Raw genomic sequence first — 4263 nt, 5'->3', positions numbered from 1 at the left:
GCCGGACGACCGGCCGCCGCGTCGGCGCTTCCCGGGCGGATGTCCGCGCGGGAACGCCGAAGCGGTGCGAGGCTTGGGGTGGACGCCGCCGACGGGGCCGGCGACCACCGTGGAGGTGTGATGGCCGAGCGGCCCACCGGGACGTCGTCCCACCGCGCGCAGGCGCACGGCCGGCACGCCAACCACCACAGCTACCACGACGGGGCACAGGTCGACGGGTACGTCGACGACCCGTACCACCGGGTGCGCCGCGCGGTCGCGGCCGGGCTGATGGCCGACGGGGTGACCGGCGACGGTCCGGTGCTGGAGTTGGGCAGCGGGCCGCGGGGCATCCTCGACCCGGCCGCGACGCCCGGCCCGCTCGTGCTGGCGGACGTGGCCGAGGCCGCGCTGGGCACGGCCCGGCGGGCGGCCGGCGGCCGGGCGCTGCCGGTCTGCCTGGACGCCACCCGCGGGCTGCCGTTCCGGGCGGGCAGCTTCGCCGGCCTGATCGCCGGTGAGCTGATCGAGCACGTCTACGATCCGCTGGCGTTGCTGCGCGAGTGCCACCGCGTGCTGGCGCCGGCGGGCCTGCTGGTGCTCACCACGCCGAATCTGGCGCCGGTGCAGGACCGGCTGGCGTTCCTCGCTGGCCGCGCCCCGCGTCAGGTCGACCCGCTGCACCCCTACCTGTGGCTGCACATCCGCCCGTTCACCGCGTCGCTGCTGCGGCGGACGCTGCGCCGGGCCGGCTTCATGCCGCTGGCGATGCGCTCCAACGAGGTCGGTTGGCGGCTGCCCGGCGGGCGGTGGGTCACCTCGCGGTGGCTGGCCCGGGTCGCGCCGGGCCTCGGTGGTTCGCTGATCTGCGCCGCCCGCCGGGTCGACGGCGTGCCGCCGCCAACCCGGCACAGCCCGTGATCGTAACATTGACAACGGGCTATCATGGAGGTTCCGTCGTCGACCGGGGGTTGTCATGGCGCGCCTGTTCGGTTGGGTCGTCACCAATCTCGACGCGTTCATCGGCCTGGTGCTGGCCGTCACGGTGGCTGTGCTCGGCCTCACCAACACCGTCAGCCAGGACCTGGTCAACAGCGCCATCCTGCTGGTCCTGGGGTTGCTCGCGCAGGCGGTGCTGCGCGACCGGCTGCGCCGCCGGACCGCCGAGCGGGAGGTCCGTCAGGTCATCGTGGACACCCGCGAGCGGCTCACCGACCTGGTGCCGCCGATGCGCGAGCTGACCGGCCCGGAGGGCGCGCTGAACCGGGCCCGGGAGGCGATCCACAGCGCCTCGATGGTGCGGGTGCTGCACGGCAGCGAGGTCGGCCAGGCGCTCGCCGAGGCCCGCCAGCACACCGACCGGTGGCACTTCAAGGGCGGCACCGGCACCTACCTGCGTGCGGTGACCCTGCCGGAGTGCCTGAACCAGGCCCGTCGCCGCAACGCCACGCTGACCGTCGCGGTCGAGATCATCGACCCGACCGACGAGGAGGTCTGCGAGCGGTACGCGCGGTTCCGGCGCAGCCTTGAGCCGGACGCGCCGAGCGAGCCGTGGACGGTCGACCGCACCCGCAAGGAGTCGTACGCGACGGTGCTCGCCGCCTGCTGGCACCTCCAGCGCTCCGGCCTGCTCACGGTCGAGGTGCGGCTCTCCGCGCAGATGACCACGTTCCGCTACGACCTCTCCTCCTCGTGCGTCATCATCACCCAGGAGAACCCGCAGACCCCGGCGCTGCGCATCGACCTCGGCGAGGTCTACTACAACCGGTTCAACATCGAGATGGACTACAGCCGGCGGCAGAGCCGACGGGTGCCGATCGAGTCGGCCGGCCAGGTCAAGCTCGACGACGAGCCGTCGGTCGAGCAGGTGCGCCGGCTGTTCGCCGCGCTCGGGCTGACGCTGCCCCGGTCCTTCGGCGACCGCGAGGTGGCCGACATCGTGGGCAAGGCCATCCAGGCGAGGAACCCGTACGCATGATGAGCTACGCCGACCTCGAACGGGAGATCGACCGGGGCACCCGGCCAGAGCTCCTGCGCGGGTGGGTGCTCGACGTGCTCGCCGACGTCGCCGACGGACGGCGGGCGCTGCGGGCGGTCCGGCACCCGCTCGGCTTCACCTGCCTGCCGGTGGCACGCGACGGCCCCGACGGGGTCTGCGTGCACGCCTGGCCGACCGACCCGCCGCCGGTGCGCCCGACCACCTCGACCATGCACTCGCACAGCTGGGACCTGCTCAGCCATGTGCTGCACGGCGCGGTCCGCAACGAGCTGATCGACGTCACCGACGCGCCCGCCGACCCGGCCTGGCGGGTCTACGAGGTGCACAGCCTCGGCGAGGTGGACGAGATGGCGGCCACCGACCGGCTGGTCACCGCGATGACCGCGACCGTGGAGACGCACGCCGCCGGTGACTCGTACGCGCTGCGCGCCGGCGGTTTCCACACCTCGGAGGTCGGCGCCGGCACGTCGGCGGTGACCGTGGCGCTCGGCCGGACCACCCCCGGTGCGGCCGACCTGAGCCTCGGCGCGGTGGACGGGCGCAGCCACCGGGTACGCCGGGACCGCTGCGACGCGGCGGAGACCGCGCGGATGGCGCGCGAGATCGCGCGACTGGTGGCACGGGGCTGAGGGGCTGGAGGAGTCATGGACGTGGGGCCGAACAGAGGCGGGCCCGACCTGGGCGACGCGCACCGGTTCGCGGTGGAGGCGGCCCGGGCGGCCGGCCGGCTGCTGCGCCGGGGCATCCGGGGCGACGTGCACGCCCGGGCCAAGGACGACTCCGGCGACCTGGTCACCGACCTCGACCTGGCCGCCGAGCGGCTGATCGTCGACCGGATCCGGGCCCGCTGGCCGGAGCACGGGGTGATCGCCGAGGAGGGCGGCGAGTACGCCCCGGACACCACCTGGGCCTGGCTGGTCGACCCGCTCGACGGCACCAACAACGTGGCCATCGGGCTGCCGGCGTACGTGGTGGGCATCGCCCTGTGCGAGCACGGCTCGCCGGTGGTCGGCGTGGTGCACGACCCGGTCGCCGGCCGGACCTGGTCCGCGGTCCGCGGCCGGGGCGCGTTCGTGCACGGGTCCGACCCGGCCGGGCGGGCGTTGCGCGCCCCGCGCCGACCGGTGCCGGCCGCGCCGGTGCTGGCCTGGACCCAGGGGCACGGGGTACGCCGGGACGACAGCACCGCCCGCGCGTTGAAGGTGGTCCTCGACACCACCGCCCGCCGGGTGCTGCAACTGTGGGCGCCGCTGCTGTCCTGGGTGATGCTGGCCCGCGGCGACATCGACGGCATCGTCGGCTACCGCCCCGAGGCGGTCGACCTGCCGGCCGGGATGCTGCTGGCCGCCGAGGCCGGCATGGCGGTACGCGCCCTCGACGGTGGCACCTTCGACGACCGCTACGGCAGCCCGGCCGACCGGCGCAGCTTCGTGGCCGGGCCGCCGGAAACCATCGACCGGTTGGTCAAGCTGGTCACCGCGGCACAGTGGATCGAGCCGCAGGTCCGCCAGCTCACCCCGGTCAGTCTCGGCTCGGTCGGTTGGTGAGCGGAGGGGACAGGGGCGCATCCGTTGCCCTGGGCGGCTCGTTTCACCGGTGACGTCCTCGACCGCCGGACAGCGACCCCGCGAGGGTCGTGCCAGAAGTGAGGTGCCACGGTGCGATACGCCATGACGGTGCTGGTGACTCCGTTGCTGTTGGCCACGGCTGCCTGTGCCACGTCCGCCGCCCGCGCCGAGCCCGGCCGCCAGCCAGCACCGGTCGTGTCCTACTGGCCTGGCCAGGAGGAGGTCATGGACGCCGCGGGCCGGGTGGACGAGGCAGCCCCGGCACGCTGGCCCGACCGGTACGCCGGCATAGCGACCGACTTCCCCGGCAGGGCGGTGATCGTGCATCGGGTGCCCGGCGGTGGAATCGATGGCGACGTGCGGGCCCTGGCCGGCGGCGTGACGGTGCGGTTCGTCGACGCCGTGGAGCCAGCCACCACCATCGACCGGTGGATGGGCCGGGTCCGCGCCGACATCGACTGGTGGGCCGACCGGGGAGTCATCGTGTGGTCGGTGGCGCCGCGGTTCGGGGACTGCGTGGTCCTGGAAGTCGACCGGCCGGCCGAGCAGTCAGCCGAGATCACCCGTCATTACTCCGATATGCGGGTATGCGTCGAACAGGGCTCTGAAGCCGTACCGCTTCCCGCCGCCCGACCGGACCGGTCAGGGCTGACCGACGCCACACCGGAGCTGTTCGGCTAGGAAGTCTTCCCAGGTCCGTACGCCGAGCGTCGCGCC

The 4263-nt window shown here is 74.2% G+C and carries 5 protein-coding genes; all 5 read left to right on the top strand.

All coding sequences use genetic code 11. The annotated features are described in order from the left end of the window. The coding region (locus B1205_RS02715; RefSeq protein ID WP_254909661.1) for a class I SAM-dependent methyltransferase at positions 1-900 on the top strand (900 nt) is incomplete at its 5' end. Positions 901-955: 55 nt separating this feature from the next. Further along, entirely contained in the window at positions 956-1957 is a 1002-nt protein-coding gene (locus B1205_RS02710) for a hypothetical protein (protein ID WP_089154144.1), read from the top strand. Further along, a complete protein-coding gene (locus tag B1205_RS02705) occupies positions 1954-2607 on the top strand; it encodes a hypothetical protein (RefSeq protein WP_089154143.1) in 654 nt (217 codons plus the stop codon). The genes B1205_RS02710 and B1205_RS02705 overlap by 4 nt, the downstream gene beginning before the upstream one ends. Before the next feature lie 15 nt (positions 2608-2622). Further along, a complete protein-coding gene (locus B1205_RS02700; protein WP_089154142.1) occupies positions 2623-3525 on the top strand; it encodes an inositol monophosphatase family protein in 903 nt (300 codons plus the stop codon). 123 nt (positions 3526-3648) lie between these two features. After that, the gene (locus B1205_RS02695; RefSeq protein WP_140157960.1) at positions 3649-4227 is read left to right on the top strand and encodes a hypothetical protein; all 579 of its coding nucleotides are present in this window, start codon (positions 3649-3651) and stop codon (positions 4225-4227) included. The last annotated feature ends 36 nt before the right edge of the window (positions 4228-4263 follow it).

Source organism: Micromonospora sp. NBS 11-29, from assembly GCF_002140155.1.
GTDB lineage: Bacteria > Actinomycetota > Actinomycetes > Mycobacteriales > Micromonosporaceae > Micromonospora.
Note: the sequence above shows the minus strand (reverse complement) of the source record. Positions and strands in the feature narration are given on the sequence as shown.

Excerpts from the sequence above, each read along its gene's own strand:
- B1205_RS02700 (WP_089154142.1), top strand. The coding sequence starts at position 2,623 with ATGGACGTGGGGCCGAACAGAGGCGGGCCCGACCTGGGCGACGCGCAC.
- B1205_RS02705 (WP_089154143.1), top strand. The coding sequence starts at position 1,954 with ATGATGAGCTACGCCGACCTCGAACGGGAGATCGACCGGGGCACCCGG.
- B1205_RS02695 (WP_140157960.1), top strand. The coding sequence starts at position 3,649 with ATGACGGTGCTGGTGACTCCGTTGCTGTTGGCCACGGCTGCCTGTGCC.
- B1205_RS02710 (WP_089154144.1), top strand. The coding sequence starts at position 956 with ATGGCGCGCCTGTTCGGTTGGGTCGTCACCAATCTCGACGCGTTCATC.